The following is a 25,452-nucleotide window of genomic DNA, read 5'->3' as shown; positions in this document are numbered from 1 at the left end:
TGGCTATGAAAACTATTCGAGTTACTGAAGAAATACATGAAAAACTATCCCATTTAGGTTTGAAATCAGAAACATACAATGATATTATTGAAAGATTAATAACAGTTTATGAAAATGTGGTTTTTGAAGAGTTCAGTGATGATGAGGCGGCATATTATAATGAAAGAATTAAACATTTCGCAAATGGAAATTATGAGGGAACAAGAAAAGTTGATTTAGATGTCATCAAATCAAAAAGATTGTAATGAGTCTGTGTATGAAATTTTTGAGGATAAAAAAGCAATTAAATTCATGGATAATCATCTTCAAGATAGGGATTTGTTAAATAGGGTATATGAGAAGTATATTAAGTTATCAATTAATCCTTATACAGAAGCGGAAAGTTCATTTAAAAGTAAAAAGTGCCCCAAATGTAAAAACAAGAGTTGGTAAGTATAGAATAATCTATTTCATTGATGAATTAAAAAAAGAAATAGAAATTATTGATATTGGTCCTAGGAACAAAATATATAAAAAATGGGATTGAGTTGGGAATAATTTTAAATGTATTTGTTAATCTACTTTCAAAAATGGGAAAAGTATGACTCGAAAAAGCTTAAATGAAAAATTACTGGACTCTAAAGACATTTTTGGAGGACACTTAAAAGCGATTGTGTGCTAAATCCAAAATATCTGAGGATTGAATACCAAAAGGAAAAGCTTGAAAGTGAAGGCTATTAAATCTTCACGAAAGGAAGAAAAAATTTAAGGTATTTGTGCGAGACTTTGAAAATAATTTATATGATTTGGAATAATATTATTAATTGATGAAATCTCTTGAGAAAACATTAAAATCTGTGGCTGAAAATCCAAAATATATTTTCCGTTTAACCGTTCAGGGCGTAATGGTAGGTATATTTGCCGGATTAATGGTATGCTTATATCGTTTTTTACTTTACGGCTCAGAACATGTTTTAAGAGATTATTTAAGTGTAATCAATGGAAATCTGATTTACACAATTCTATTTTTCATAGCCTTGGCTATTATGGGGCTTTTGGTGGACTGGCTAACCAAATGGGAAGTTGACTCTGCAGGAAGCGGAATACCTCAAGTATACGCTGAGGTAAAGGGACACATGGAAGCCAATTGGGTAAAGGTTCTTTTTTCAAAAATTGTTTCCGGTGTTCTTACTGCTCTGGGAGGTCTTTCACTTGGTCCTGAAGGCCCGTCAGTTCAGATTGGTGGTATGGCAGGCAAAGGTGTTGCAAAATTATTTAAGGGATCCAAGACTGATGAGTTAAGACTGATACTTGTCGGTTCGGCAGTCGGTATTACTGCAGCTTTCAATGCGCCTTTGGCAGGTGTGATATTCGTATTTGAAGAAATCAATCATGGATTCGACAAGACTTTGGTTTTCATTGCACTTGTATCAGCTATCGTGTCTGATTTCATTTCAAAAGTCATATTCGGCCAGTCAACTGCACTGACATTTCCAATCCACAATATTCCGCTTGAATACTATTGGATTTTAATTGTTTTAGGTGTTTTAATTGGCCTTTTAGGTTATGTTTACAATGTTGGAATGATAAAGTCAAGCGATTTCGTTTCCAATTTGAAGATTCCCTCATGGCTTAAGTTCGTCTTGGTGTTTCTGGTATCAGGCGTTGTAGCCCTGACCATTCCTGAAATCAGTGACGGCGGACACTTCATGATGGACATGCTGGATATAGCCATGCCTTCACTTGGAGTATTGGTATTCCTCCTTTTAATGAAATACCTCTTTTCAATGTTTTCATTCTCATCAGGTGCTCCTGGAGGCATATTTTTACCTATTCTGGTATTGGGCGCTTATATCGGAGCAGTATTCGGTTCTGTCGTTGTCCCGATATTCGGATTTGAACAGGCATTGGTTTATAAGTTCATTGTCATTTCAATGGCAGGATTTTTCGCTGCAACCGTAAGGTCTCCTATCACAGGAGTCGTACTGATAGCAGAGATGTGCGGTTCAACAGAATCCCTTGTTGCAATGATTATCGTATCATTAATAGCTTACGTGGTTCCTACACTTTTAGGAAACGAACCGATTTATGAATCATTATATGACAGGCTGCTTTTGGCCAAAAACAGGGAGTTTGTCAAAAAACCTTCTAAGCATGTCTTGTCCGAATATCTTGTTCCGCTTGACTGCAATTTCATCAATTTCAAGGTTAAGGACATTCCATTTCCTAAAAATGCAATAGTAGTGTCTGTCATCAGAAACGGAAAATACATAATTCCTAGTGAGGATTTCCATATCAAGTATGGCGACCAGATTCAGGTCTTGACTGATGTGAATGATTATCCGTTTGTTCGTGAAGAAATTGAAGAGTTGTTTGGTGGTTGAATGAGTATAATATTTAAAAGAAAGAGCGTTCGCAGATTCACAGATGAGAAAGTTCCGGATGAACTGATTGAAAATCTGCTTAAGGCAGGTATGCAGGCACCTTCTTCCTGCAATTCACAGCCATGGGAGTTCATTGTCGTTTCCAAAAAAGAGGATAAGGAAGCAATTTCCAAAATGCACAGGTTTGCAAAACCCGCTGCAAATGCATCCCATCTAATCATTACAATTGGAAATTTGAATGAAGCCAAAGTTCACAGAATGATTGAACAGGACCTTGGAGCCTGTAACGAGAATATATTGTTGCAGGCAACTCATGAAGGATTGGGTGCGGTTTGGCTAGGTTTTCATCCGATTGAAGACAGGACATTGAAATTAAAGGAATATCTTGAAATCCCTGACCACTGCATTCCATTTTCAGTGATTTGTGTGGGATGGCCAAAAGATGAAGGTGAAGTTAAGTTTAGATATGATGAAAGCAAAGTTCATCATGACAGATACTGATTTGGTATACATTTAAATACTTTTCAGTTAAATAAAATATTATTGATATGTTAATGGGAGGTAATACCTTGAATAAGAAAATATTGGCAATTTTATTACTTTCAATCTTTTTGATTGTCTCTGTAGGAGCAATTTCTGCAGCGGACAGTCAGGATGATTCCGGATTAAAGGTCATTTCAGTCAAAATCAATTGGGATGACAATAATCAAATCAGTGAAAGGCCGAATCAGGTTAAAGTGGACCTTATCAATGATGGCAAAGTTGTTGATACAGCTATTTTAAAAGAATCTAACGCTTGGAAAGCAACTTTTAAAGCTCAAAATGATGACGGAACTTTTAAAGTCAGTGCTGGTGCCATCAATGGATATTCAGTTTCAGTAAGTGGAAGTGCCGATGCAGGTTTTGTCATTACAAGCACACTCAATGAGGATGTCTTGGGAGATAGTGCTGATGATGAGTCTGTAGATGCTGCAGATGACAATTCTACTGATGATGTTGACGATAATTCTACTGATGATGAGTCTGACGATGTTGCTGATGACAATTCTACTGATGATGATACTAATGAAACTGATTATGAGGCTGACGATATCAATGAAACTGATGGAGATGAAGAATCTGAAGATATTTCAGCTAATGTTACAGTAGATGGATTACAAGTAACAAGTCCCGGTAAAACTACGGTAGTTAAAGAGAAAAATGAACCTCAGACTGCAAAAACCCCTAAAAAACATAATGTAACCACTACCACATTAAGAAACACAGGTATTCCTATTGTTGCTTTGGTATGTGTATTGGGAGTTGTAGCCTTTGTTCCATTTTCACGTAAAAAATAAATAATTAAATTCAGGTAGATGTATTTTTTCATCTACAACCCTTTTCTTTTTTTGAATTCTTTTAGGCAAATATAAATAATAATAAAAATATATTTTTATTCAGTAACTTAAAAGTTATAAGTTAGAATTATTTATGAGGTTAGACTATGGTAAGTGTAAACATAGAAGCTAAGAAAACCGTAGATGTAATGATTGAAAAGGCAGATGAATTGAACATCGCTGTAGAAACTTTAGAAAATGGTGCTACTGTTTTAGATTGTGGTGTTAATGTAGATGGAAGCTTTAAAGCAGGAGAACTTTATACTAAAGTTTGTCTTGGTGGACTTGCAGATGTTGGAATTTCAATTCCTGGAGATTTGTCTGAAAAATTCGCTCTTCCTTCAGTAAAGATTAAAACAGACTCACCTTCTATTTCAACATTAGGTTCCCAAAAAGCAGGTTGGTCAGTATCTGTAGGAGATTTCTTCGCACTTGGATCAGGTCCTGCAAGAGCTATTGCATTAAAACCTGCAGAAACCTATGAAGAAATCGGTTATGAAGACAAAGAAGCTGATTTAGCTATCTTGACTTTAGAAGCTGACGTATTGCCTGGTGAAGAAGTTGCACAATATATTGCTGATGAATGTAATGTTGATGTTAAAGACGTATACTTGCTTGTAGCTCCAACATCTTCTCTCGTCGGATCCATTCAAATTTCCGGTAGGGTAGTTGAAAACGGAACCTACAAAATGTTGGAATTCATCAAATTCGACGTTACTAAAGTAAAACATGCAGCAGGTATTGCACCTATCGCACCTGTCGACCCTGACGGACTCAAGGCAATGGGTAAAACCAATGACGCTGTACTCTTCGGTGGAAGAACTTACTACTATGTTGAATCTGAAGAAGGAGACGACATTGCTAATGTAGCAGCTCAATTACCATCTTCTGCAGCTGACGGATATGGTAAACCATTCTTCGATGTATTTAAAGAAGCTGGATTTGACTTCTACCAAATCGACAAAGGAATGTTTGCTCCTGCTGAAGTAGTAATCAATGATTTGACAACCGGTAAAATGTACAAAGAAGGATTTGTCAACGCAGATTTACTCAAAAAATCCTTCGGTTTAGATGAATAAATTTGTTCATCTTTTTTCTTTTCTTTTTTTATAGTTTAACAGTATATTTTAAATACTATTAAAATCAAATCATTAATGACACTTAAAAGGGAGTGTAAATTTTTCAAAATAAAATTAATAGGTGAAAAAAATGAGTTTAATAGATGTTTTCTCAGAATCCGTGACATATCCATTAAATGACATTGTAAAATGGATTATTGTCGGAATTGTTGGATTGCTTGCAGGACTATCAAGTACCCTGAGTTCTTCAGGACAGGATAGTTTCATTATTATCCTTTTAGCAGGTATTATAAGTATTATTTTTAGTATTATCCTTTCAGGATATGGTATTGAGGTAATTAAGAAAGGTATTCAGCATTCAGATGAAGTTCCTGGCTTTGACATTATGGCAAACTTGATTAACGGAATTAAAGTTGTTATTATCAGTATAGTCTACATGATTATTCCATTTATTATTGGTTTAATTATATTAGGATCTTCTGCCATATTTGGTGCAGCGATTAATCAGAGCTTTGCTGTATTAAGCTTTGCAACAATCATCGTATTGATTATAGCTATTTTATTCGGAATATTTGAATTGGTTGCAGTCGCTAGATTCGCTAATTCCGGTGATTTAGGAGACGCATTGAATGTTGGAGAAGTTTTCGCAGATGCTAAAAGAATTGGAATATTAAAAATCATTTTATTCTTGATTATTTTCATAATTATTGCAATGATTGCAGCTTTGATAATTGGATTATTCGGTATTATTCCATTTGTCGGAGTACTTATTGCTACAATTCTTATTAGCGGATTTATTACCTTATTCGGTTACAAAGCTTTAGGTTTATTATACGCAAGCGGTTAGATAAACCTAACCTTTTTTCTTTTTTTTTAAATTAAGTTTATATACTAGCATGTTTAAAGTATTATGTGCTCTTATTTTGAGTAATAATTTTAAAGGTGTATAATATGGAAATTTTAGATATTATTAAGGAAGCATTTGTCTTTCCATCAAATAATCTGGATAAACTTGCAATATATATTGTTATAATGTTTGTAATGAGTTTATTAATCGCAGGCGGTGTATTTGCATCTGTTTATGCAGCTAATTCATCTGCCATATTTTTCATCATTGCAGCCATTTTAATAATTCTTTCAATCGTCGTTGGACTTATTATTACAGGTTATCAGGTGGATCTTATAAAGTCAGGTATTGACTTTGATGAGAAAGCTCCTGAGTTCGATTGGAAAAATGATATTGTAACCGGTATAAAAATGCTAATTGTCAACATTGTCTATATGATTATTCCTACAATCATCGTTGGAATCGTTGCATTGATTACAAATGTTCCGGGAAATATCCTTAAAATGACTCAAGAGATTTCAGCCAATTCTGCAAATATAACTGCAGCTGCCAATTCAACTTCCGCTACATCTGCAATTATATCATCAGTTTCCGAGCCTACACTGGCAGCATTCGGAACTTCAATTGCAATCACAGGTTTAATTGCAGTTGTATTGTTTATAATATTCTCATTCCTTTTAACTATGGGTGAGTCAAGATTGGCAAATACCGGCAGTTTAGGTGAAGCATTGAACGTTATTGAAGCGGCAAAGGACATCACAAGAATAGGTATTGGTAAAGTGATTGCAGTAGTGCTTTTAATAGTAGTCATTGTAGCTGTTATTGAAGCTGTTTTAGGCTTTTTATATGGTAAAGTCCCAGCATTATCAATTCTATCAATTATAGTAACTCCGTACTTGGCGTTCTTCTCACAAAGGGCTTATGGGTTATTATATTCCGACATCGCTTAAGGAAATTGATTTCAATTTCCTTTTTATTACTTTTTTTTAAATATTATAGTTTATTCAATATTTTTTCAAAAAACTTTTTATCTAATGAAGATTATACTTATTAGTATTGGAGATGTATATTATGTCTGAATTAAAAGGTACAAAAACTGAAGAAAATTTACAAGCAGCATTTGCTGGTGAGTCCCAAGCACATACCAAATACCAATACTTCGCAGCTAAAGCTAAAGAAGAAGGTTATGTTCAAATCCATGATATTTTCATGGAAACTTCCAAAAACGAAAGAGAACATGCTAAAATCTGGTTCAAACTATTGCACGATGAAGAAATTCCAGACACAATAGCTAACCTTAACGCTGCAGCTGATGGGGAAAATGAAGAATGGACTTCAATGTATAAAGAATTTGCTGAAACCGCTAAAGAAGAAGGTTTCCCAATGATTGCATTCTTATTTGAAAAAGTTGGAGCTATTGAAAAAGAACACGAAGAAAGATACAGAACCTTACTTGCTAATGTTGAAAACGATACAGTATTCAACAAAGAAGCAGACATCGAATGGAAATGTGAAAACTGTGGATTTGTTTTCTCAGGTCCTAACGCACCAGAAAAATGTCCTGTATGCGGACTTCCTAAAGCACACTTTGAAGAAAGAGCTACTAACTTTAAATAAGCTCTCTTTTTTTCTTTTTTTTAATTTTATTTATTCAAAATTTTAATCGAGGTAGATATTATGGCAGATTTGAAAGGCTCAAAAACCGAAGAAAACTTGAAAGCAGCACTTGCCGGAGAATCCCAGGCACGTGTAAAATATGAATTTTATGCATCCCAAGCAAAAAAGGACGGTTATGTGGAAATCAAGGACATTTTCCAGGAATCATCCGACAATGAAAAGGAACATGCAAAAATCTGGTTCAAACTCCTCAACGGAGGCAAAGTGCCTGACACTTTAACCAACCTTGCAGATGCGGCTGCCGGTGAACATGAGGAATGGACTGCAATGTATAAGGAATTCGCTGAAACCGCACGTGAAGAAGGATTCGACGATATTGCAGACCTGTTCGATGCAGCAGGAGCTACCGAAAAGGCTCACGAAGACAGATACAATGCATTGTCTGATAAAATCAAAGCAGGAAAAGTCTTCAAGAAAGATGAAGAGATTGCTTGGAAATGCAACAACTGCGGATACATCCATTATGGAACCGATGCTCCTGAAGTATGTCCGTTATGCGACCACCCTCAAGCACACTTCAGAAAACAGGATACCAGTTATATCTAGGAGTTTAAATTAACTCCTTTCTTTTTTTTTAACCTATCCCTAAAATTAAATATGTTAAAAACATATTATAATATAGGTGATAGGTATGTGTACTGCCAGTAATTATTTAACAGACAATCATTATTTCGGGCGTAACTTTGACTATGAAATTTCATATAATGAGCAAGTTATAATAACTCCAAGAAATTATGAATTTATTTTTAGAAAGATTGATGATATCAAATCACATTATGCCATAATCGGCATTGCTGCAGGCATTGACGAGTATCCTCTATATTATGATGCATGCAACGAAAAAGGATTGGCTATTGCTGGATTGAACTTTTCAGGAAATGCAGTCTATCAGGAATATAAAGAAGGCATGATAAATGTCACACCATTTGAACTGATTCCATATATACTTGGCTGTGCAGGCAGTGTTGGTGAAGCTAGAAAATTGCTTGAAGAGATTAATTTGGTAAACATCAACTTTGCCGATGAACTTCCGTTGTCTCCACTTCACTGGATGCTTTCCGATAATAGCGGCGAAGCGATTATTGTTGAACCATTAGCTGACGGATTGAAAATATATGACAATCCAGTAGGTGTTTTAACAAATAATCCTCCATTCGATAAACAGTTATTTTACCTGAATAATTATAGACACTTATCCAATAAAAATCCTGCAAATACATTTGGAGGAGATATTGATTTGGACGAATATTCAAGAGGAATGGGTGGAATCGGACTGCCTGGAGATTTGTCTTCATCATCAAGATTTGCAAAAGTAGCATTTACACGGGCCAATTCATATTCCGATGTGGATGAAGCAAGCAGCGTCAGCCAGTTTTTCCATATTTTAGGGTCAGTTGAACAGCAAAACGGCTGTACCTTTATTGATGAGCCGGACTTATATGAATATACCATATACACCTCCTGCTACAATACCAATGATGGAGTGCTGTACTACAGAACATATAACAATTCTCAGATTACCGCTGTTAATTTGAATAATGAAAATTTGGATTCAAACGATTTGATTAATTATAAATTGATTAATGAAGAGCAATTTAACTTCATTAATTAAATTTTTTCTCTTTTTTTACATAGTATTTTATATAATAATTGTTATACATACATATAATTTGTATTTTTTACCAAGTTTTAACTGTTAATTGGTAGAATGGAGGCAATATTTTGAAAAAAATTTACCTTATTGCATTGTTGTCATTATTGTTTCTATTATTGATTCCAACAGTATGTGCAGATGATAATGAAACAATAATATCTGAAATCGATAGTGATAATCTATCCGGCGATTTTTATTTTGACATCAATGTCGAAAATGATACCGGTGACGGATCAAAGGATAATCCATATAAGGAGCTTAAAACCGATAGGATTAACAGCAATTCTGTAATTCATCTAAAAGATGGGGAATATAATCTTAAAGGCAGCGTAAGCTCTTACAATGTAACTTTCATTGGCGAAAGCTCCCAGAATACCATAATTAGCAATGCAGTATTTTCTTCTTCATCACTTGTTTTGAAGAATATTAATCTGAAGTCTTCAAAAATTACCAATTCAGGTAAATTGACTGCTCAAAATGTTGTTTTTAGGGATTCCTATTCAACCAAAGGTGCAGTCATAGCCTCCGATACATATAACGCAAACATAAATATCATCAACTGTACTTTTGAAAATAACCATGCCCAATCCGGCGGTGCAATCTATGCTACAAAAGAAGGAGTCATGAATATCCAGGATTCAACATTTATCAACAATTACGCACAGAATTTTGGAGGGGCCATTGTAGCTGAAAGCGGCATTAATCTAACAATCAAAAAATCAAAATTCATAAATGATTATTCCGTCGGTGATGCGGCGGGAGCAATCTATCTTAGGGATATTGACAAGTTCATTGCCCAGAATCTTGAATTCATAAACTGTACAGCCACTTTTGGAGGGGCAATCACATCTCTGAGATCCAATATCACTTTATTCAACATATCAGCACAGAACAATAAGGCTAAATACAACGGCGGTGCATTCTACTCAATGTACGGCTACATTACCCTTAAAAATTCTGTCTTTAAAGGCAACACTGCAGAAAACGGAGGGGCGGTCTTTGTTGATGGAGCTGAAATATTCAACATCTATTCCAATAAATTTATAAGCAACACCGCTCAGGATACTGCAGGCGGTGTCTATTGCCTTTTAAGTGAAATATTTTATAATTCACTATTCGACAAGGCATTGAACAATTCATTTTCAGGCAATAAGGCTAAAAACTATAAGGATGCCTATAAGACTGATTTTATTAATATGACCATTGGCGATAGCAATTATATTTTAATGAAATCCAAAAATACCCTGTCCAGCGGCACTCTGCCTACCAGCTATGACTTGAGAAATCTGGGTCAGGTGACTTCAGTCAAAAACCAGGGCAGCGGAGGAAACTGCTGGGCTTTCGCATCTCTCGCTTCACTTGAATCATGCATCCTCAAGGCCACAGGCACTTCATATGACCTGTCAGAAAACAACATGAAGAATATCATGTCCCTCTATTCCGATTACGGCTGGAGCATGGACACCAACACCGGAGGATATGACGATATGGGTGTAGGATATCTCACCGGCTGGTTTGGTCCTGTAAAGGAAAGCGATGATGCATATTACGAAAAGTCCACATTATCTCCTTTACTAAATAGTTTAACCCATATTCAAAACGTATTGTTCCTGACAAGAACCGATTACACAGACAATGATGCAATCAAAAGGGCGATAATGGACTATGGTGCCGTTGCAACTTGCGTCTATTGGAGCAGTTCATACATTAAGGACAAGAAAAACTATTACTATTCAGGCACTGCCAGTTCAAATCACGCCGTAACCATTATAGGATGGGATGACAATTATTCAAGAAACAATTTCAATAAGGTAAATTCCGAACTTCCTAAAGGAAATGGCGCATGGATTGTAAAAAACAGCTGGGGAACCAACAGCGGAGATAGTGGATATTTCTACGTTTCATATTATGATTCAAAACTTGCTACCGTCAACAAGACTGACGTATCCTACACTTTCATATTGAACGATACCGTCAGATTCGATAAGAACTACCAGTATGACATTCCGGGAAGAACCGATTTCTTCCTAAACAAGACTGATACTGTATGGTATAAGAATAAGTTCACATCAACTGCAAACGAATATTTAAGAGCAGTATCAACACATTTCCAGAAGGAAACCGACTGGGAGCTGTCAATTTATGTGAACAATGTATTGAAATACACCCAAAATGGAAAATCCCCTTCAAGCTATTCAACAATCAATTTAAATAAGCTAATACCTCTTAAGATTGGGGATGTCTTTGAAATTGAATTCAAGATTACCGTTGATGGGGATGCGGGAGTTCCTATTTCAGAAGCCGTTTCCCTAAATCATGAGTTCTACGCTCCTAACATATCTTATGTAAGTTATGACGGCATAAATTGGGTTGACTTTTACGGCCTTGAATGGACATATCCTAATCATTCCTACCTCTCACAGGTAGCATGCATAAAGGCGTTTACAACTCTAAACAATAGAAATACTTCAACCAACATAGAAAGTCTGGAACAGTCCATTAAAGCCGACAAACTGGAATTCTATTTAAGTGATGAAAATAAGTTTTCAGTAAAATTGCTTGATAAGGACAGAAATCCGCTTGTCGACAAGAAAGTTTCATTCACCCTGTTAGATGAAACCTACACAACCAATACAAATCGTGAAGGAGTTGCAACCATTGACTTGTACTTGTATTTGGGTAAATATGACATTACAGTCTTTTCACCTGCTGAAGGCAAATATCTAAGCTCAACATTAAAAGCAACTCTTAAAGTTCTATCAACAATCAAATTGCCTTCATCTGATGTCTACACATACAATTCAACATACTCAGCATCAATACTTGATTCAGATGGCAAGCCATTGGCAAATAAGGAAATGAAAATATCTATTGATTCACATGAGTATAAGGTATTTACAGACTCAAAAGGCATAATATCCTATGATATCTTCCAGGATTCCGGAAAATATCTTGTTGAAGTCACAAATCTTTTGAATGATGAGGTTTCAAGTCAGGAGATTACTGTCGTCAATAGGATAAACAACAATAAGGATTTTACAGCATATTTCGGTGCAGGCAAGTCCTATAAGGTTAAGGTTTTAGATGACAACGGAAAACCTGCCCAAAATGTTCAGGTGAAATTCAATATAAACGGCAAAAACTATTACCGATACACAGACTCAGATGGTTATGCATTACTTAAGATAGGTCTGAAACCTAATACATATGAAGTAACCGCCACATATAAAGGATTCACAGTCAAGAATGCGGTTGTAGTAAAGCCGACAATCATCACTAAGGACACAGTTGCCATAAAGGGCAAAACCATCAAATTCACAGCCAAACTTTTGAGTTCAAAGGGAAAGATTTTGAAAAACAAGAAGGTTACCTTTAAATTCAAGGGAAAGACCTACAAGGTCAAGACCAATTCAAAAGGAAAAGCTACCTTGAAAATCACTAAAAAGTATAAGATAGGATTCTATAAAATAAAAACAAGTTATGGTGATGCTAAGGTAACAAATAGAATAATAATTAAATAAGGTTAAAAAACCTTATTTGTTTGCTTTAATTAATTTGCGGGCTGCTTTTAAGTCAGTATTATAGATGTGTCCGGAGGTTGAGTGGTAGTGCACTCCGCCGAAGTTCAGTTTTTCTCCGACGATTTCCTTGTTTACTTCCTCTTTCATTTTTATTCCTAAATATGTTATGAAGAACATGTTTGAGTAGAATGCTCCGAAAATGTCGTTGCTTCTGAATATGCAGTGGATTGTCAGTTCGTTATCGCGCACAAGGCATTGCAGGAATTGAAGGCAAGGGATGTCCTCTTCTTCGGCATCTTCAATAGGGTTGATTGTTACTGCAACTGCTCTGTTTGATCCGGTTGCTGTCAGAATTCTTTTTTTCATTGTTTCGAACTGGTCCACGTCAAAGTGTGCAAAGATACGGTTTGGGTATGTGTATACGAAACCCTGGGTATTGTCGATGATGTCAGGGTCTTCTGCTGACCTTACGTATTCGTACAGCGCATCTGCTTTGATTGGGCATCCTTCGATATCGTATTTTCCGGATTTGATGTCCGCAAGCATCATGTCGGTTGTGTAGTTTTGATATTTTGCTCTGAATTTCAAGTCCATCGGATCATCGATTATATAAAAGTTACCTAAACTTTCAAGTAAATGATGGTTTGAGTCCTTATATGTTTCCTTTCCTTGCTTAAGGATTTTATCTACAAAATCCAAGTAACATTGATTAATACTTAACATAATAACAGTCCCTTTTTAATTGATTTATCTTTTGTTTTAAATGGTATATAATTATTATTCAAAATCGGCAAAGTTGGCATAATTTTGCAGGTGAATGTATGTTTCCACATTGACATTTTGATGTTTTAATGTGAGGTTTATTTTATTGATAGATAGCTATTGAAATTTTAAAAAAATAATTGTGTGGTGTTGTTTTAATCAATCGCAATTTTGATTATTCTGCATCGTCACCGACGTCCTTGATGTATCTTGCAGGAACCCCTCCAACAATGGTGTTGGCTTCGACATCTTTTGTAACGACTGCCCCTGCAGCAACGATAGCTCCTTCGCCGATGGTGACTCCAGGCAATATGGTAACGTTTGAGCCCAGCCAGGCCTTGTCTCCGATATGGATCGGTTCAGGATACATGTCTGCTCTTGCCTCAGGTTCCTGGGCATGATTCAGGGTTAAAAGACAGGCATTGTGTCCTATAAGCACATCATCGCCTATGTATATTCCCCCTTGGTCCTGCATCTTGCATCCTGAGTTGATGAAAACGTTTTCGCCGATGTGGATGTTCTTGCCGCAGTCGGTGTTGAACGGAGGCATCAGTCCCAGAGACCTGTTGACAGGAGTGTTTGTAAGCTCACCAAAGAGTTCCTGAATCTCTTCGGGAGTGTGGTATTCGTTGTTGATTTTGTGTGTAATCTTCAATGCTTCATGAAGCAGTTCGGTCATGAAAAGATGCTCTTTTGAATTTGCTATGATTCTTTTTTTGCTGTTGACGTAATCCAGGTATTCCTCGAGTTCCATTTAAATCACTTTGTGTATTTGACTAACAAATCGAACAGCTGCTTTGCCATGTCTGTTGAATTCTGCTCTGTAATGTTTTCGGGAATTTCATATACGAATGTAGGATATCCTGCCTGTGCAATAGGCCTTGATACCAGCACTGCGGAGGTGGACTTGTAGGTTTCGTTTCCGGTTGCAGGGTAATATCCGAAATCGCTTGTTTTGTTGATTTTTTTAGCTATCTTGACTGAATCCTTGTCCATTTCAGGTGTGGCAAGGTAGAATCCTTCGCCATACCACTCGACATGGGAGTGGCTGATGATTACCGCATCGGCATCTGATTTTGTAACATCCGGATTTACAAAGTCATGAACAAGGCTTTCACCGTTTGCACGGCCTTTCTTGTAGTTTTTAGGATTTTTGGTTACATTAACTTTGTAGTGTATAATCTTGACATCATCGGTCGAGTTTCCATATTCCTGAGCCGCCTTGATTTCAGGATCAATTGCCAAGGTTTCCCTAGGATGTATTCCGGTAATTAGAGCAATTGATTTATTGGCGCTGGCATTTCCGTAAATGGTCTTTTCAACGCTTCCAACGTCATTTTCTCCAATGATGCGATGTGGGGCATGTTCGATTTTGTAATTCTCATAGTACAGTGCACCACCGAGTGCCAATAATAAAACGATAATGAGTATTATTTTGGTTGTTCTCTTCAAAGTTTCACCTATAGGATATTTTTGAACTTTAAGGTATAATACTTTTTGGGAAATGTTTAATATTATTTTTTAGAATAAGGCCGGATAAACCTGACCTTATTCGCCAATTTGAACTCATCGACTAACATAGTTTGGATATTTTCTGCAAAATCTGTAAAGAATAGGTGAATTCTTTACAGTTATACTATTGTATCAGCTAATATTTATTAATTTTCTTGATTTTTAAGTCATTATTTCATGATTAAATCATTATTAATTAAGTTTTGATAATTTAATCAAATCAAATCAATTTTCACTTTTGGGATTATCCGAACTGAACATTTAACATTTTTCAGTTATTTCTAAACCTAAAATTAAATAATTGCCGATAATTTGAGGGTTTTAGCATACTTTTATATATCTTTTTGAATATAATTATTAATACTTAGATATTTTAAGTAACAATTCAAACGAGTGAAAAATATGACAAACGAAGACTTTGCAAAAAAGATAAAAGACATTAGAGAAAGACAAGACATGACAATAGAAGAGCTTGCTGAGAGAAGCGGCGTAAAGCTAGAAGTCCTGCAGGCTATGGAAAACGGAGAAGTAATCCCTTCACTTACACCATTAACCAAAATGGCAAGGGCATTAGGCGTCAGGCTTGGAACATTTCTCGATGACACCCCTGAACTTGGACCTGTAGTAACAAGAAACGGCATAACCGAAAACTCACTTTACTTCTCAGGAAGGGAAGACGTGACAAACGCAACCAATCTGGAATTCCACTCACTAGGCGCAGGAAAGATTGACAGAAACATAGATCCGTTCCTGATTGACATAGACTATGAGGAAGGGGAAAAGGAACTGTCCTCCCACGAAGGTGAAGAGTTCATTTATGTGCTTGAAGGGGAAATTGAAGTAATCTATGGTAATGATTCATACATTATCGGTGAAGGAGACACAATATTTTATGATTCAGTAGTGCCACACCACCTGCACGCAAGCGGTGAAGACAAGGCAAAGATACTGGCTGTGCTCTACACTCCATACTAGAAATGATGAAATGAGGCTTGATAGAAATGTTTGAAATAACACAATACAAAAAAGAAAACAGTTTGATAAGATTTTTCACTAGAGATTTGGGTTTGCGTTACTTGTTGTTGTGTTTGAATGGATTATTGAGCCAGGATGTTGAATTTAAAGATTACAAAATGGAGGCATGAACAATGTCTGAATTATTTACAGAACTTCCATTAGGAAAGTTTTTCGAGTCAATGGTTGAAAAGCAGCCAGACCATGAATTTATCGTTTATCCAGATAGAAACTTAAGATTTACATATAAGGAATTTGATGAAAGAGTTGACAATCTAGCAAAAGGAATGCTAGCTATTGGAATTGAAAAGGGAGACCATGTTGGAATATGGGCCAAAAACGTGCCTGAGTGGTTAACCTACATGTTTGCAACAGCAAAAATCGGAGCGACAATCGTTACAGTTAACACCGCTTATCAGTCACATGAGCTGGAATATGTCCTGGGACAGTCTGATATGAAAGCATTGGCCATGACTGACGGTTTTAGGGATACAAGCTATTTTGATATTATTCATGAACTTGTACCTGAACTTAAAAGCTGTGCAAGAGGCCATCTTGTATCTGAAAAATTCCCTCATTTGAAATTCATCTTCCATGTAGGCCAGGAAAAGCACCGTGGAATGTATAACACCAACGAATTATTGCTCTTAGGCATGAGTTATGATGATGAGGATTATCAAAAGGTTAAGGATGCCGTTACACAGCATGACGTAATCAATATGCAGTACACTTCAGGAACCGAAGGTTTCCCAAAAGGAGTGATGTTGACATCACGCAATATCGTAAACGACGGCTACTACATTGGAGAAAACATGAACTACTCTCCAAAGGACAGGCTATTGTTGCAGGTGCCTTTATTCCATTGTTTCGGTACCGTTTTAGGTGTTATGGCTGTAATTACTCATGGTTCAACTATGGTTGTTCTAGAGGAATATGACCCGTTATTGGCCATTTCATCAATCCAGAAGGAGAAATGCACATCCATTTATGGCGTTCCTACCATGTTTATAGGCATGATGAACCACCCTATGTTTGAAATGTTTGACATGAGCTCTTTACGTACTGGAATCATGGCGGGTTCAACCTGTCCTGTCGAGACCATGAAGGATGCAATCGAAAAGATGAACATGAAGGAGATTACCAGTGTATACGGCCTTACCGAAGCGGCTCCAGGTTTTACACAAACCAATGCAGCTGATTCCTTCGAGAAGAAAATCAACACAGTCGGCCGTAAATTCCCGAATATTGAAGTCAAGATTGTTGATCCTGAAACAGGTGAGGAAGTGGGTCCTGGAGTTCCGGGAGAGATAATGTGTAGAGGATTCAACGTCATGAAAGGATACTATAACATGCCTGAAAAGACCGCCGAGACAATCGAACCGGACGGTTGGCTTCACTCAGGAGACCTTGCAACAGTTGACGAAGACGGATACTACTCCATCGTAGGCCGTATCAAGGACATGATTATCAGAGGAGGGGAAAACATCTACCCTCGTGAAATCGAGGAATATCTGTTTACTCATGAATGCGTTCAGGATGTTCAGGTTGCAGGAATTCCGGATGAAAAATACGGTGAAATCGTCGGAGCATTCATCATCAAGGAAGATGGCTTTGATGATGTGACAGAAGCTGATATCCGTGATTTCTGTATTGGATCAATTGCAAGATTCAAGGTGCCTAAATATGTGTTCTTCGTTGATGAGTTCCCGCTTACTACAAGCGGTAAAATCCAGAAGTACAAGTTAGGCGAAATTGGTCTTAAATTATTGGATGAAAGGCGTGAAAGGGGAGAATTATAGGCTCCCTTAAACTATTTTTTTATAATTGCTTTCATCTCGAAAAATTGTTCTCATTTGAAACTGCTTATTTTTTATACTACTTTTTTTATAATTATTATTAGATAAAAACAATATTGATTTTAGCTTCCCAGATTGTTTTAAGTTATTTAGAAAGTTATTTAAGCTATTAAATCTATAATATGTTTTGTTGAGTTAAAATATGCTCAACCGGAGGATTATTATGAAAGAAAATGTTAATTTCAATGAAAAGTTCAAGGCTCTTGGAGAGTACTATAGTATTGAATCTCCACTTGAAGTTAGAAATTTTCTTGAAGAGAATAGTGGAATTTTTGTGTTGTTGGATGAAGTTAAACCTTATTTGAAGGAATATTTTTCAGATGAGGAATATTGTCTTGAGATGGTATATGACCCTGAATGCGAAGATTTAACCCATCTGGTTTTAAGAATATATGTTTCTTCTGAACGTTTTCACAATGGTGTTCATGAGGATATTGAAAACATTAGATTAAACTTAAGGCCATTAAGGAAGGAATATAAGGTTTTATCCGAATTTGCAATCCGTGCAGGTGTTTTGAATGTTTGATTTTGCTGATTTTTTTGATAGTGCTGAAAAGTTAGTTAAATTAGGTGGTGAAGCAAACATTCGTTCAGGGATTAGCAGATATTATTATTCTGATTTAGGCTCTGTAAGAACATACCTTGTTGAAATAATGGGTGAACATGAGTTTTTGAATGGAAATAAAATTCATAAAAGAATTTATAATCGTTTAATCGATTCTAATGATAATACAGAAGTTTCTATTGGGGAAAAACTATTGGATTTAAAAGAACTTCGTAATGAAGCTGATTATGATTGGAACTTGGAATTAAACCATTTCAATGAACATTTGAATGAGGTTCGAGTCAAATCTGAAATAATCTTGAAAGAAGTTGAAGCTCTTAAGAAATCACCTCCATACAATATCTAAGCTATTTTTTTTAATTCATAAAAATTTTCTTAATTCTGTCACTATTGCACCCAATAACAAAACTTTATATATGAAGCGAACCCATCTATTATGCACTTATAAAAAATTGATATAAAATAACCTCGCCATTATATCGAAAACTGAAATTGGACTCTATACGAACTTGATTTTTTTAGGGGGCTGATAACAATGACACCACAGGTCATAATTCACTGCACAGGATGTGTAGTGTTCTTTTAAGATGATCAGTTACACGCAGTAACATAGTTCTTTGTAAATTTGGGCGGTGGCTGAAAAAAGTTCTTTATCATTCTTTTCACCTTTATCTCCTATTTTCCTTCAGCCGCTGCCGTCTTTTGGAGGTGCTGAATGATAGACATTTGGGACTTTATATTCATCTTTGAATATATCGCTCTTAATCTGGCATTTATAATCATTATCCATGCGGTAATTGTTACGTTATGGAGTTATATCGAAACGGGAAATCCCGTATTGTATCTTAGAAATTTCTATTGGAATTTGTACGGCATTAAAATTTAAACCATCATCATTAAAGAGGAATAGAATATGGAAATGACTAGAAAAATCAATTTGAATGTAAGGAAGACTGTTGAAAGATCTGTAGATGGAAACGATGACTTTCATTTCTACGTTGAGGAGCTCAGCGCCGGGGATTACATGCCCACCTATGTCGGAATGGCCGATGAAAAGTATGCTTTCGATGAAATGAATGAGGAATTTTTCCGATTTTTAAGCGAAAAATATTCAGAGGATGGAATCTATATCAGGCTGGTATTTGCATCCTGTGTAAGTTCCAATCCCGAAGAGGCGATTTTTAAGCTTGAGCATGGAAGCGAGTGCGAATGCTTCAGGACTAAAGATCTTGATAAAGTTCTGGAATTCGAATTCGCCGACTTTGGAATCAAATACAGGAGGGGTGAAATCACTTTCGGAGCAACGGTTGAAGGCGGATGCGGTCAGACTCCATACTTTGCCCAGTTCGGTTCGTCCAGGGGAAATGCAGAGTTTCTGTCACTTGACAATCCCCTGAATCAGCATGTGATTTCAATAATGGAGAGGATGATAGTGATGAATGAATGATTTTCATTGACATTTTGATTAATTGAAAGTTTTTCATGAATTGTTTAATATATTTTGAGGTTTCAATGGAGCTTAATTTGGATAATTATTTTGGAGAGATTATTGAGTTTCTGAGCGTAGAAACATTGGTTAAAATTGATTATGGGATTTTGGATTTGTCAAATGTTGAAAATATTGAACTGAAGGAGGTATTTTGCTTTTTTGAAGATCTTCTCACCTGGGAACTGAAAGCTAATTATCTGGAAAACAACACTGGCATATTCAGGGTTAAAATGGAAGGTGAAAATCTTTGCTATAATGAATTCGGTTATGTTATTGAAGCCGATTCTATTTCTAATTTAAAAGAATTGGTTTTAGATGAAAACAGGATTTGGTATGTATTTGATGAGGTTTTGGCCAATAATATATTTGAAAACTTCATCTGATATTTCTTGGCTTATTTGAGTGCTTTTAGATAATCGGCCATTATATAATAGCACTTCAAATATTAACAATTTTATTACATATTTTTGATGGTGTAATCATTTATTGTTATGATGCAGTAAAAATGATAGTTAATGAATTTATTTTTCCAACTTAAACTTCTTTATAACACTTTAAAAAAAGTTGAGTAATAACAGGCCTTTATAAGCGATGCTTTTGGATGAAATCATATAATCTTTTTATTTTTTTTATTATATTTCATTGGATTGAGTTTTATCCTCTTTTTTCATGGATTTTTAATATCGGTTGTTTTTCATTTTGCTTCAATGGAAAAAGGCAATTTTTAAGTCAGATATTTTTTGCAGAATGGGTGAAATTTAACTGATTTTTTGCACTGAAAAAACAATATTGTAAAATATTTATATATTAAGAATTAATGTAGTGATGTAAGATAATATTTTAACGTTCTTATTTATTGAATTAAAGATTGTAAATTGTTCAGAACGGCTGAAAAAATTTCTACTTTCCTTAAGGGATGTAATTTTGTTCAGTAAATCATTAGATTTTAGAATATTTTTTTACATTTTTCTGGATTTTTTTATCCAGAACGGTATGATAAACTTTGTTTATTATATGTGTAAGTAAAAAATTGTGTTCATAATGGAGGAGATAATATCGAAATGAAAAAACCAATTTTATTTATTTTGATATTATTCTTGTTCGTATCTTTAGTAGGAGTAGTTAATGCATCGCAAGATCCGACAATGAATAATATGACATTGACGACGATGAGTGACGACATATCGGGTTCGCTGTCGGGTGAATCTGCGATGGATAATCTACAAATTAGTAACGATAATGAGATTTTAGCTACTGATCATGACTTTTCTGGTTCTACACTTGCAGAAATTCAAGATTATTTGAATTCTGGAAATGTTCAAGCTGGAGATACAATTTATTTAGGCAATAAGACTATAGACTCTACTGGTTGGAACAATTGGGATAATGATATTGTTGTTGATGTTACTATTCCAAATTTAAAAATTAGTGGAGGAAGTAGTACAAATCCTAATAGTTATTCTACAATAAGCTCTGCAAATAAAATATTTAGGTTAAGCGCTTCTGGAATAACTTTGACTAATATTGAATTTACAAATACTAGAGAAGGCCCATTATGTGCTGTAGATATACAAAGTTCTGACTGTACAATTTCAAACTGTGCCTTTGACCACTGTAATAACCAATATGGTGGAGCCATTCACAGTTCCACTAGTTCTTCAAATACAAAAATTGAAAACTGTAACTTTACAAACAATCAAGCTGTTTGGGGAGGATCTGGTGGAGCAATGTATCTTGAAGGCTCAAACACTGAAATAACAGGCTGTAATTTCGATTCGAATACTGCGCAGAATTATGGAGCTATTTATAGTACTGGTACAACAGAAATAAGAAATTCTAATTTCACCAATAATAAGGGCAGCAATGCCGATGGTGGAGCAGTATATATTGGCGGAGAAAATTCTGTAGTCGATAACTGTAACTTTGTTGCTAATGAAGCTACAGCAGGTCATTTGTTTGGTGGTGCAATTGCAATTGCCGGAACAGGTTCAAGCATTATAAACAGCAATTTTGAAAGAAACAAAGCTGGACACGGTGGGGCAGTATATATTGAATCATCAGGCATTAATGTTGAAAATTGTAATTTCACTGAAAATGAAGCTAGTACTGGTGGTGCTATCAGTGTTTACCAGGATGATGCTACCATAACTAACTGTGATTTCACAAGCAACACTGCTACAGAAAGTGGCGGAGCTATCTACATTGCAGATGACTGTCATAATGCAGACATGAGCTACTGTAACTTTACAGACAACAATGCTGCTACAGGTAAAGCGATTTACGCTGACGGCAGTGCTGACGGTAAAGTTTCAAACTGTGAACTTGGAGGAGTCAATGATTTAAGTGTTAATGCAGGATATCCTGTGTTGACATTTACATTAGCTACTGACTATTCCAATATTGTTGTCGGAAATATAGAAGGAGCATCCGGTGGCGAAGGTTCTAAAGTTCCTTTACCTAACGAAGATATCACTTTAGAAATTCGTGATTCACATGGGGGTTTAGTAACCACTGTCACTGATGTCACTGATAGCAACGGTCAAATCACTTACGATTATTCTGCTCTTCCAAAAGACACCTATACTTACACCGCTACTTATTTAGACGGTAAAACAAAAGTAGGCACTTTTGGTATTGTGAATGTTGAAGGTGATGCATTTTCTGATATTCAAGAAGCAATTGACAATGCAGACGCCGGTGCAATTTTAATGCTAAAAAATATCACTTATTTAAATGATATTAGTGACGAAATGGTAATTAATAAGCCAATTTCAATCATTGGTGTTGACGGCACTGTATTGAATGCTGAAGGAAAATCAGGAATATTCACAATTACTAATGTTGATGGTGTAAATCTCCAAGGTATCACACTCATCAATGGTAACAATACCGATTATGGTGGTGCCATTGATATAGTAGGAGGTACTAATGGAGCAATCAATAATTGTACCTTTATCAACAACACCGCTAATATAGGTGGTGGTGCTGTAAGAGTAAACAATGATGCTGCAGGATGGAATTTCTATAATTCCACTTTCATTAATAACACTGCATTAAGTACCCTCGATGATGGGTCTGGAATAGGAAGAGGTGTTCCAAACGGTGGAGGAGCTATCTGGTCCTGTGTTCAGGAAGTAAGCGTTTATAATTCTTCTTTCATAAATAATAGTGGTTCATATGGTGGAGCTTTAAGAGGCTCATTCAACACATATGATTCAGAATTAATAAACAACACTGCTTTCAACGGTAACGGTGGTGGTATTGACGTTACAATCGACGATATTGTAAGTCCAAGACCATCATTACGTTACATAAACACAACATTCATCAACAACACCGCTAAAGGAGACCGTGCTGACGAAAGGGCTCAAGGTGGTGCTCTTCACATGTATCACATTGAACATGTAGACATTGTAGATTGTGAATGTTACAATAACACTGCAGACAGAGGTGGAGCAGTTGATTTATATATTATTGCAACTGTTTCAGTAGAAAACAGTACCTTTGAAAACAACACAGCTATTTCTGAAGGTGGTGGATTTTTCATCAACGCTACATCTTCACCAACAGAATTCATAAATTCTGACATATCAAACAATAAGGCAGGTACCGACGGTGGTGCTATTTATTTGATTACAGAAGGTGCATTTTTCGATAACATTACCTCAAATAACAACACCGCTGCTCGCGGTGGTTCCTCATTTATTAGAGGTAACAATGCAGTCATACAGAATTCCACATTCTGCAACAACAGTGCTATTTATAACGGCAATGAAGAGTCAGGTATTGGTGGAGGATTAGATGTACTCGGTGATAACTGTAGATTCACTAATGTAACCGCTAATAATAACAATGCAAGCCTTGGTGGTGCAGCATTCATTCGTGGGGACAATACTCTTGTAGATAATTGTACATTGAACAGTAACAACGCTACTTTGCGTGGTGGAGGATTAAATGTTGCTGGTGACAATTGTAACGTAAATAATGTTGACGTGTCAAACAACCGTGCTGGAACTGATGGTGGTGCTGTATACGTTAAAGGTAACGATGCAACATTTGTTGATGTATATTCATTCAACAACACCGCTAACAGAGGAGGTTCCACATTTGTTGATGGTGACAATGCAGATGTACACAACTGTACTTTAGTTGGAAACAATGCTTACAATTCTTCTGCTACCGGATTAAGCGGTAGAGGTGGTGGATTGGACCTTGCCGGTGACAACTGTAAGGTTTACGATTTGGAAGTGTCCAACAACCACGCTGACGGAGAAGGTGGAGCTGTCTACATCAAAAGTAGTAATCTTGACATCTATGACATCAATTCAGTCAACAACACAGCTCAATTAGGTGGATCAACTTTCGTTGAAGGAAACAACATCACAATTCACAATTGTACACTTGAAAACAACACTGCGGACTTGCGTGGTGGAGGTATCAACGTTTTCGGTAACGATTGTAAAGTATATGATGTTGACGTATCCAACAACAGGGCAGGCACCGACGGTGGTGCAGTCTACGTATTGGGTAACGATGCAACCTTTGAGGATGTTTACTCAGTAAACAACACAGCTGCCAGAGGAGGTTCCACATTTATTGAAGGAAACAACGTTGAAGTTCACAACTGTACTTTAGTTGGAAACAAAGCGCTTTATAACGGAACCGATGGTTCCGGTAGAGGTGGTGGAATCGACATCGCTGGTGATGACTGTAAAGTTTATGACCTTGAAGTGTCAAATAACCATGCAGACAGAGAAGGTGGAGCAATATACATCAAAACCGATAACTTAAACGTTTACGAAATTGATTCACTCAACAACACCGCTAGCCGTGGAGGATCAGTATTCATTGAAGGAAATAACATTACTGTTTCAAATTCAACATTCAGTAATAACAAAGCTATTTTCAATGAAAGCGACCCTGACAATTCCGGTATCGGTGGTGCAATCGACGTATTCGGTAATGACTGTAAATTCATCAATGTAACATCCGTAAACAACACAGCTTATCGTGGAGGTTCTACTTTTATACGTGGTGACAATACTATCATTAAAGATTGTATCCTGGACAACAACACCGCTACCTTACGTGGTGGTGGTTTAAATGTTGCAGGTGACGGCTGTACTGTTGAAAATGTAAGTGTGTCCAACAATAAGGCTGGCCTTATGGGTGGTGCTATTTACGTTAATTCAAATGGTACTACATTGACCAATATTATTGCTGATAACAACACTGCTGAACGTGGTGGTGCTGCATTCATTAACGGTACCAACATTATCGTTAGAGATGGTGAGTTGAACAACAATAAGGCTATCTTCAACGAAAGCAATCCTGATGCTTCCGGTTTAGGTGGTGGATTTGACATTGTCGGTGACAAAATCATTGTAGATAATGTTCACAGTAACAATAACACCGCTTATCGTGGTGGATCCACATTCATCCGTGGTGATAATGTAACCGTTCAGAACTGTAACCTGGACAATAACTCCGCTACCTTACGTGGTGGTGGTATTAATATTGCAGGTGACGGCTGTACTGTTGAAAATGTAAGTGTGTCCAACAATAGGGCAGGACTTATGGGTGGTGCTATTTACGTTAATTCAAATGGTACTACATTTACCAATATTATTGCTGATAACAACACTGCTGAACGTGGTGGTGCTGCATTCATTAACGGTACCAACATTATCGTTAGAGATGGTGAGTTGAACAACAATAAGGCTATCTTCAACGAAAG

At 36.2% G+C, this 25,452-nt stretch carries 22 protein-coding genes; 19 read left to right on the top strand and 3 right to left on the bottom strand.

Features of this window, described 5'->3' with window-relative positions:
* From ACKI3D_RS08525 to ACKI3D_RS08475, 11 genes are all read left to right on the top strand, one after another.
* Positions 1–245: hypothetical protein (locus tag ACKI3D_RS08525; protein WP_407393703.1), on the top strand; the 245-nt coding region annotated here is incomplete at its 5' end.
* Positions 246–806: 561 nt separating this feature from the next.
* The gene (locus ACKI3D_RS08520) at positions 807–2,363 is read left to right on the top strand and encodes a chloride channel protein (protein WP_407393701.1); all 1,557 of its coding nucleotides are present in this window, start codon (positions 807–809) and stop codon (positions 2,361–2,363) included.
* A complete protein-coding gene (locus ACKI3D_RS08515; protein ID WP_407393699.1) occupies positions 2,364–2,864 on the top strand; it encodes a nitroreductase family protein in 501 nt (166 codons plus the stop codon).
* Positions 2,865–2,932: 68 nt separating this feature from the next.
* On the top strand, positions 2,933–3,700 hold the full coding sequence (locus ACKI3D_RS08510) for a Cna B-type domain-containing protein (protein WP_407393697.1): 768 nt from the start codon (positions 2,933–2,935) through the stop codon (positions 3,698–3,700).
* A gap of 146 nt (positions 3,701–3,846) precedes the next feature.
* Positions 3,847–4,818 (top strand): methenyltetrahydromethanopterin cyclohydrolase, encoded by a 972-nt coding sequence (gene mch / locus ACKI3D_RS08505; RefSeq protein ID WP_407393695.1) that lies wholly within the window; start codon positions 3,847–3,849, stop codon positions 4,816–4,818.
* Positions 4,819–4,948: 130 nt separating this feature from the next.
* Complete coding sequence (locus ACKI3D_RS08500; protein WP_407393694.1) at positions 4,949–5,665, top strand: DUF4013 domain-containing protein; 717 nt, start codon at positions 4,949–4,951, stop codon at positions 5,663–5,665.
* 104 nt (positions 5,666–5,769) lie between these two features.
* Positions 5,770–6,615: a DUF4013 domain-containing protein gene (locus tag ACKI3D_RS08495; RefSeq protein WP_407393693.1), complete on the top strand. Its 846-nt coding sequence runs from the start codon at positions 5,770–5,772 to the stop codon at positions 6,613–6,615.
* A 121-nt stretch (positions 6,616–6,736) separates the two neighbouring features.
* The gene (gene rbr, locus ACKI3D_RS08490) at positions 6,737–7,282 is read left to right on the top strand and encodes a rubrerythrin (RefSeq protein ID WP_407393691.1); all 546 of its coding nucleotides are present in this window, start codon (positions 6,737–6,739) and stop codon (positions 7,280–7,282) included.
* A 60-nt stretch (positions 7,283–7,342) separates the two neighbouring features.
* Positions 7,343–7,888: a rubrerythrin gene (rbr, locus tag ACKI3D_RS08485; protein ID WP_407393689.1), complete on the top strand. Its 546-nt coding sequence runs from the start codon at positions 7,343–7,345 to the stop codon at positions 7,886–7,888.
* Between the two features lie 85 nt (positions 7,889–7,973).
* A complete protein-coding gene (bsh, locus tag ACKI3D_RS08480; protein WP_407393687.1) occupies positions 7,974–8,954 on the top strand; it encodes a choloylglycine hydrolase in 981 nt (326 codons plus the stop codon).
* Between the two features lie 110 nt (positions 8,955–9,064).
* Positions 9,065–12,517 (top strand): C1 family peptidase, encoded by a 3,453-nt coding sequence (locus ACKI3D_RS08475; protein ID WP_407393685.1) that lies wholly within the window; start codon positions 9,065–9,067, stop codon positions 12,515–12,517.
* 12 nt (positions 12,518–12,529) lie between these two features.
* On the opposite strand, the gene ACKI3D_RS08470 is transcribed toward ACKI3D_RS08475, so the two are convergent.
* The 3 genes from ACKI3D_RS08470 to ACKI3D_RS08460 all read right to left on the bottom strand — a co-directional run bounded on the left by ACKI3D_RS08470 (position 12,530) and on the right by ACKI3D_RS08460 (position 14,731).
* Positions 12,530–13,240, bottom strand: a complete 711-nt coding sequence (locus ACKI3D_RS08470) for a thymidylate synthase (protein ID WP_407393683.1) — start codon at positions 13,238–13,240, stop codon at positions 12,530–12,532.
* A gap of 214 nt (positions 13,241–13,454) precedes the next feature.
* Positions 13,455–14,033, bottom strand: coding sequence for a sugar O-acetyltransferase (locus ACKI3D_RS08465; RefSeq protein ID WP_407393681.1), 579 nt, complete (start codon positions 14,031–14,033; stop codon positions 13,455–13,457).
* Between the two features lie 5 nt (positions 14,034–14,038).
* The gene (locus ACKI3D_RS08460) at positions 14,039–14,731 is read right to left on the bottom strand and encodes a hypothetical protein (protein WP_407393679.1); all 693 of its coding nucleotides are present in this window, start codon (positions 14,729–14,731) and stop codon (positions 14,039–14,041) included.
* 462 nt (positions 14,732–15,193) lie between these two features.
* Here ACKI3D_RS08460 and ACKI3D_RS08455 point away from each other — a divergent pair, with 462 nt between their 5' ends.
* The 8 genes from ACKI3D_RS08455 to ACKI3D_RS08420 all read left to right on the top strand — a co-directional run.
* Positions 15,194–15,766, top strand: coding sequence for a helix-turn-helix domain-containing protein (locus ACKI3D_RS08455; RefSeq protein WP_407393677.1), 573 nt, complete (start codon positions 15,194–15,196; stop codon positions 15,764–15,766).
* Between the two features lie 26 nt (positions 15,767–15,792).
* Positions 15,793–15,936: a hypothetical protein gene (locus tag ACKI3D_RS08450; protein WP_407393675.1), complete on the top strand. Its 144-nt coding sequence runs from the start codon at positions 15,793–15,795 to the stop codon at positions 15,934–15,936.
* Between the two features lie 3 nt (positions 15,937–15,939).
* On the top strand, positions 15,940–17,604 hold the full coding sequence (locus tag ACKI3D_RS08445) for an AMP-binding protein (RefSeq protein WP_407393673.1): 1,665 nt from the start codon (positions 15,940–15,942) through the stop codon (positions 17,602–17,604).
* 220 nt (positions 17,605–17,824) lie between these two features.
* Positions 17,825–18,187 carry a hypothetical protein gene (locus tag ACKI3D_RS08440; protein WP_407393672.1) on the top strand — a complete coding sequence of 121 codons (363 nt, stop codon included), beginning with the start codon at positions 17,825–17,827 and terminating at the stop codon, positions 18,185–18,187.
* The gene (locus tag ACKI3D_RS08435) at positions 18,180–18,572 is read left to right on the top strand and encodes a hypothetical protein (RefSeq protein WP_407393670.1); all 393 of its coding nucleotides are present in this window, start codon (positions 18,180–18,182) and stop codon (positions 18,570–18,572) included. The genes ACKI3D_RS08440 and ACKI3D_RS08435 overlap by 8 nt, the downstream gene beginning before the upstream one ends.
* A gap of 678 nt (positions 18,573–19,250) precedes the next feature.
* A complete protein-coding gene (locus tag ACKI3D_RS08430) occupies positions 19,251–19,673 on the top strand; it encodes a hypothetical protein (RefSeq protein WP_407393668.1) in 423 nt (140 codons plus the stop codon).
* Between the two features lie 35 nt (positions 19,674–19,708).
* Entirely contained in the window at positions 19,709–20,098 is a 390-nt protein-coding gene (locus ACKI3D_RS08425) for a hypothetical protein (RefSeq protein ID WP_407393666.1), read from the top strand.
* Positions 20,099–20,776: 678 nt separating this feature from the next.
* Positions 20,777–25,452, top strand: a 4,676-nt coding sequence (locus ACKI3D_RS08420) for a beta strand repeat-containing protein (protein ID WP_407393665.1), incomplete at its 3' end; no start/stop codon positions are given.

Source organism: Methanobrevibacter sp. (assembly GCF_045586545.1).
In the GTDB taxonomy this organism is placed as follows: domain Archaea; phylum Methanobacteriota; class Methanobacteria; order Methanobacteriales; family Methanobacteriaceae; genus Methanocatella.
The sequence above is the reverse complement of the archived record's forward strand: the minus strand, read 5'-3'. Positions and strand labels throughout refer to the sequence as shown.

Coding starts and splice junctions, on each gene's coding strand:
- ACKI3D_RS08520 (WP_407393701.1), top strand. CDS start 807: ATGAAATCTCTTGAGAAAACATTAAAATCTGTGGCTGAAAATCCAAAA.
- ACKI3D_RS08515 (WP_407393699.1), top strand. CDS start 2,364: ATGAGTATAATATTTAAAAGAAAGAGCGTTCGCAGATTCACAGATGAG.
- mch (WP_407393695.1), top strand. CDS start 3,847: ATGGTAAGTGTAAACATAGAAGCTAAGAAAACCGTAGATGTAATGATT.
- ACKI3D_RS08500 (WP_407393694.1), top strand. CDS start 4,949: ATGAGTTTAATAGATGTTTTCTCAGAATCCGTGACATATCCATTAAAT.
- ACKI3D_RS08495 (WP_407393693.1), top strand. CDS start 5,770: ATGGAAATTTTAGATATTATTAAGGAAGCATTTGTCTTTCCATCAAAT.
- rbr (WP_407393691.1), top strand. CDS start 6,737: ATGTCTGAATTAAAAGGTACAAAAACTGAAGAAAATTTACAAGCAGCA.
- rbr (WP_407393689.1), top strand. CDS start 7,343: ATGGCAGATTTGAAAGGCTCAAAAACCGAAGAAAACTTGAAAGCAGCA.
- bsh (WP_407393687.1), top strand. CDS start 7,974: ATGTGTACTGCCAGTAATTATTTAACAGACAATCATTATTTCGGGCGT.
- ACKI3D_RS08470 (WP_407393683.1), bottom strand. CDS start 13,240: ATGTTAAGTATTAATCAATGTTACTTGGATTTTGTAGATAAAATCCTT.
- ACKI3D_RS08465 (WP_407393681.1), bottom strand. CDS start 14,033: ATGGAACTCGAGGAATACCTGGATTACGTCAACAGCAAAAAAAGAATC.
- ACKI3D_RS08455 (WP_407393677.1), top strand. CDS start 15,194: ATGACAAACGAAGACTTTGCAAAAAAGATAAAAGACATTAGAGAAAGA.
- ACKI3D_RS08450 (WP_407393675.1), top strand. CDS start 15,793: ATGTTTGAAATAACACAATACAAAAAAGAAAACAGTTTGATAAGATTT.
- ACKI3D_RS08445 (WP_407393673.1), top strand. CDS start 15,940: ATGTCTGAATTATTTACAGAACTTCCATTAGGAAAGTTTTTCGAGTCA.
- ACKI3D_RS08440 (WP_407393672.1), top strand. CDS start 17,825: ATGAAAGAAAATGTTAATTTCAATGAAAAGTTCAAGGCTCTTGGAGAG.
- ACKI3D_RS08435 (WP_407393670.1), top strand. CDS start 18,180: ATGTTTGATTTTGCTGATTTTTTTGATAGTGCTGAAAAGTTAGTTAAA.
- ACKI3D_RS08430 (WP_407393668.1), top strand. CDS start 19,251: ATGCCCACCTATGTCGGAATGGCCGATGAAAAGTATGCTTTCGATGAA.
- ACKI3D_RS08425 (WP_407393666.1), top strand. CDS start 19,709: ATGAATTGTTTAATATATTTTGAGGTTTCAATGGAGCTTAATTTGGAT.